The organism is Streptomyces sp. NPDC054841 (genome assembly GCF_053611045.1).
Map to the genome: position 1 here is coordinate 15,611 of NZ_JBSGZO010000114.1, position 5,043 is coordinate 20,653.

Below are 5,043 nucleotides of genomic sequence, written 5' to 3' on the forward strand. Positions count from 1 at the left end.
CCCCAAGCCCGTCCGGCGTTTGAGGACGGACACACCGGGTCACCCGCGGTACCGGGCGCCCCAAGCCCGTCCGGCGTTTGAGGACGGACACACCGGGTCACCCGCGGTACCGGGCGCCCCAAGCCCGTCCGGCGTTTGAGGACGGACACACCGGCCGCCGTCACGGCACCGGCGCACCCCGAGCCCGTCCGGCGCTTGAGGACGGACACACCGGGCACGCCCGCGGTACCGGGCAACACCGCACCCCGCACCGCACCCGCACGCGCACCGGCCACACCCCCGGAGGGGCTACGCCTCGAACGGCCGCGCCGGCCACTCCGCCTCGGCAGGACGCAGCGCCTCCACACCGTCGCCGGCGAGCGCCGCGGTGAGCGAGAGCACGCCCACCACCAGGCAGTTGTTGTGCAGCTCCCCGCCGAGCACACCCCGGACCAGGTCCTCCAGCGGCACCCGCGCCAGCTCCATGTCGGCCTCTTCCTCGGAGACCTGGAAGCGTTCGCCCTCCGCCTCGGACAGATCGCGGGCCAGGAAGATCCGTACGGCCTCGTCACAGCCGCCCGGCGTGGTGTAGACGTCGGCGAGGACCCGCCAGTCGACGGCCTTGACGTGGGCCTCTTCGTACAGCTCGCGCTGAGCCGCGGTCAGGGGGTTCTCACCCGGCACGTCGAGGAGGCCGGCCGGGATCTCCCACAGCTTCTGCCGGACGGGGTGCCGGTACTGGCGGAGCACGAGGACGCGGCCGGACTCGTCGAGGGCGAGCACCGCCACCGACCCGGGGTGGACCTGGTAGTCACGGCGCGCGACCGAGCCGTCGGGCATGACCACGTCGTCGGTCCTGACGCTTGTCTTGTTGCCCCGGAACGGGGTCGCCGTCGCAGTGACCCGCCATTCCTCGGGGGTGTCCTTGATGGCCATGAAGCGTCCTCCAGCGAACGAACAACAAACGAACCGTGCCGAACAGAAAACCGGGGCACGAGGCCCGAAGGACCCGTACCCCGGCCAACCGTATCGCCTGACGCCTACGCGTCCGTCTTCCGCTTGACAGCCGCCTTGATCAGGCCCGCGAACAGCGGGTGCGGGCGGGTCGGGCGGGAGCGGAGCTCCGGGTGCGCCTGGGTCGCAACCAGGTACGGGTGCACGTCGCGCGGGTACTCGACGTACTCGACGAGCCTGTTGTCGGGGGACGTGCCGGAGAAGACGATGCCCGCCTTCTTCTCCAGCTCCGCGCGGTAGGCGTTGTTCACCTCGTAGCGGTGGCGGTGGCGCTCCTCGACGTACGGCTGGTCGTCGTAGACCTCACGGACGATCGAGCCCTCGGCGAGCTTCGCCGGGTACAGGCCGAGCCGCATCGTTCCGCCCAGGTCGCCCGCGCCCTCCACGTACGCCAGCTGCTCCTCCATCGTCGAGATGACGGGGTGCGCGGTGACGGCGTCGAACTCCGTCGAGTTCGCCTCGGGGATCTCGGCCAGGTTGCGCGCGGCCTCGATCACGATGCACTGCAGACCCAGGCAGAGGCCCAGCAGCGGGATCTTGTTCTCCCGGGCGTACTGGATCGCGCCGACCTTGCCGCTGACACCGCGGTCTCCGAAGCCGCCGGGGATGCAGATCGCGTCCACGTCGCCGAGCTGCTTCTTCGCGTCGGCCGGGGTCTTGCAGTCGTCCGACGTGACCCACTTGATCTTGACCCGGGCACGGTTGGCGAAACCGCCTGCGCGCAGCGCCTCGGTCACCGACAGATAGGCGTCGGGCAGGTCGATGTACTTGCCGACGAGCGCGACATTGACCTCGTGGTCGGGGTTGTGGACGCGGTCCAGCAGGTCGTCCCACGTCGTCCAGTCGACGTCGCGGAACGGCAGGTCCAGCTTGCGCACGACGTAGGCGTCCAGGCCCTCGGTGTGCAGCACCTTGGGGATGTCGTAGATCGACTTGGCGTCGATCGCGGCGACCACCGCGGCCTCGTCGACGTCGCACATCAACGAGATCTTGCGCTTGATCGCGGTCGGTACGTCACGGTCGGCGCGCAGCACGATCGCGTCCGGCTGGATACCGATGTTGCGCAGCGCGGCGACCGAGTGCTGGGTCGGCTTGGTCTTCAGCTCACCGGACGGGCCGATGTACGGCAGCAGCGAGATGTGCACGACGAAGACGTTGTCCCGGCCGACCTCGTGGCGGACCTGGCGCACGGTCTCCAGGAACGGCAGCGACTCGATGTCGCCGACCGTGCCGCCGACCTCGGTGATGACGACATCGACGTCGTCGGTGGCCATGCGCCGGATGCGGTGCTTGATCTCGTTGGTGATGTGCGGAATGACCTGGACGGTGTCGCCCAGGTACTCGCCGCGCCGCTCCTTGGCGATGACCGTGGAGTACACCTGACCGGTGGTGACGTTCGCGGAGCCGTCCAGGTCCACGTCGAGGAAGCGCTCGTAGTGGCCGATGTCCAGGTCGGTCTCGGCGCCGTCGTTGGTGACGAACACCTCACCGTGCTGGAACGGGTTCATGGTGCCCGGGTCGACGTTCAGGTACGGGTCGAGCTTCTGCATCGTGACCCGCAGGCCCCGCGCCTTGAGCAGCGCACCCAGGCTCGAGGCGGTCAGGCCCTTGCCGAGCGAGGAGGCGACACCCCCGGTGACGAAGATGTGCTTGGTCGTCGTGGCTGTGCTGTTTCGAAAAGCAGCGGGCGGCATGGCCAAGAGGGGGCTCCCGTGGTCGCGAGGTCGTCGTGCGTACCGGCGGTCCCGCTGAGGAGATCCGGAGATTTCCGGGGGTGCCGTCGCTGCGGTTCGGGGGCCGCCATCGCAATGGGGGCGCACCACCGGTCCACGGGCTACCAGGGTATCAGCGCCGAAGGGAGACTGCTTCCGGCCACACAGGGCATCATGGCCATCACGGGCTTCTCCGAGCTCACCCGCCGCTCACCCGTTCGGCGGCGCCGCATTGCCGGGAGCGTCGCGCGGATCACCGGGGTGCGTCGTATCCTGCTCGGACACTTGATTCGGAATATCGCTGCGGAGCCAGGCAGGCGACCGGCACAACCAACCCCCGCCCTCCATCAGAGTTTCGCCTGGGCGGGACCCCCATACCGGAACAAGAGCTCGTCAACGACCCATTGACCGTTTGACACCCTTGACCGCAGTAAGTGCCACGCAGGGCGGACGTGGCCGTTCGACTGGAGATCCACGTGGCCGGGCGCATCGAGGACTACGCACTCATCGGAGACATGCAGACCGCTGCCCTGGTCTGCCGGGACGGCACAGTCGACTGGCTGTGCCTGCCCCGCTTCGACTCGCATGCGATCTTCGCCGGGCTGCTCGGCACCGAAGAACACGGTTTCTGGCGGCTCGGACCCGCGTATCCGGGGGGCGCAGAGCCGCCCACGGCCAACCGCCGCCGGTACCGGGGGGACTCCCTGATCCTGGAATCGGAGTGGGACACGCCGCGCGGGACGGTCAGAGTGACCGATTTCATGCCGCCCCGTGACGGGGCACCGCAGCTGATCCGGATCGTGGAGGGCCTCAGCGGGCGGGTGCCGATGCGCTCCGCGCTGCGGATGCGTTTCTCGTACGGGCGGATCACGCCGTGGGTGCACAAGGTCGACAGTCGTACGGTCGCGGTCGCGGGCCCCGACTCGGTGTGGCTGGACACGCCGACGGAGACGTACGGCAAGGACCTGACCACGTACTCCGACTTCACCGTCTCCCAGGGCGACCGGATCGCCTTCACCATCAGCTGGCAGCCGTCGCACCACCAGCCGCCGGCGCTGCCCGATCCCGAGGGGTCGCTGGAGGCCACCGCCGACTTCTGGAGCGAGTGGGTCGAGCACTGTACGTACCACGGCCCCTACCGGGAGTCGGTGGTCCGCTCGCTGATCACGCTGAAGGCCCTCACGTACGCCCCGACCGGCGGGATCGTCGCCGCGCCCACGACCTCGCTGCCGGAGGAGATCGGCGGCGTCCGGAACTGGGACTACCGCTACACCTGGCTGCGGGACGCGGCGATCACTCTCTCCTCGCTGCTGCGCACCGGCTACCGGGAAGAGGCCCGGGCCTGGCGCGAGTGGCTGCTGCGCGCCGTCGCGGGCGACCCGGAGAACCTGCAGATCATGTACGGCATCGCCGGCGAGCGTGAGCTCGGCGAGGCGGAGCTGGACTGGCTGCCCGGGTACGAGAACTCCGCCCCGGTCCGGGTCGGCAACGGCGCCGCCAACCAGCTCCAGCTCGATGTGTACGGCGAGGTCACCGAGGCCCTGCACCTCGCGCACATGACCGGTCTGTCCCGCAACGACTACGCCTCCGTCCTCCAGCTCAAGCTGATCCGCTATCTGGAGGACCACTGGGACCAGCCCGACGAGGGCATCTGGGAGGTCCGCGGGCCGCGCCGCCACTTCGTGCACTCGAAGGTCATGGCGTGGGTCGCCGTCGACCGCACGATCAAGCTGATCGAGTCGGGCGACGCGGACGGACCGCTGGAGCGCTGGCGCGAGCTGCGCGACGACATCCACCGCGATGTCTGCGAGAAGGGCTACGACAAGGAGCGCAACACCTTCACCCAGTCGTACGGCTCGAAGGAACTCGACGCCTCGCTGCTGCTGATCCCGCAGATGGGCTTTCTGCCACCGGACGACAAGCGCGTCATCGGCACGATCGAGGCGATCCAGCGGGAGCTGTCCACCCCGGACGGTTTCGTCCTGCGCTACCCGACAGCCGGCGACGAGGCCGGGGTCGACGGTCTCGAGGGCGACGAGGGGGCCTTCCTCGCGTGCTCGTTCTGGCTCGCGGACGACCTGGCGATGATCGGGCGGGTGGACGAGGCCCGGCGGCTCTTCGAGAAGCTGCTGTCGCTGCGGAACGACCTGGGCCTGCTCGCCGAGGAGTGGGACCCCCGGCTGCAGCGCCAGGTGGGCAACTTCCCGCAGGCGTTCAGCCATGTTCCGCTGATCGACACGGCGCTCCGGCTCACCGCCTCCGGCGCGTACGGCGGGTAGGGGCAGCTGCGGGATCCCTGATCCCCTGCCCTGTCGGCCACGCGGCGGTGTCCGTCGCG

The 5,043-nt window shown here is 69.5% G+C and carries 3 protein-coding genes; 1 reads left to right on the forward strand and 2 read right to left on the reverse strand.

Going from position 1 to position 5,043, the window contains the following annotated elements; all coding sequences use genetic code 11:
• Window positions 1–288: 288 nt before the first annotated feature.
• Window positions 289–915 (reverse strand): NUDIX domain-containing protein, encoded by a 627-nt coding sequence (locus ACWGI8_RS17585; RefSeq protein ID WP_453661850.1) that lies wholly within the window; start codon window positions 913–915, stop codon window positions 289–291.
• A 104-nt stretch (window positions 916–1,019) separates the two neighbouring features.
• Entirely contained in the window at window positions 1,020–2,687 is a 1,668-nt protein-coding gene (locus ACWGI8_RS17590; RefSeq protein ID WP_453661857.1) for a CTP synthase, read from the reverse strand.
• Window positions 2,688–3,181: 494 nt separating this feature from the next.
• Here ACWGI8_RS17590 and ACWGI8_RS17595 point away from each other — a divergent pair, with 494 nt between their 5' ends.
• Complete coding sequence (locus ACWGI8_RS17595; protein WP_453661859.1) at window positions 3,182–4,984, forward strand: glycoside hydrolase family 15 protein; 1,803 nt, start codon at window positions 3,182–3,184, stop codon at window positions 4,982–4,984.
• Window positions 4,985–5,043: the final 59 nt, after the last annotated feature.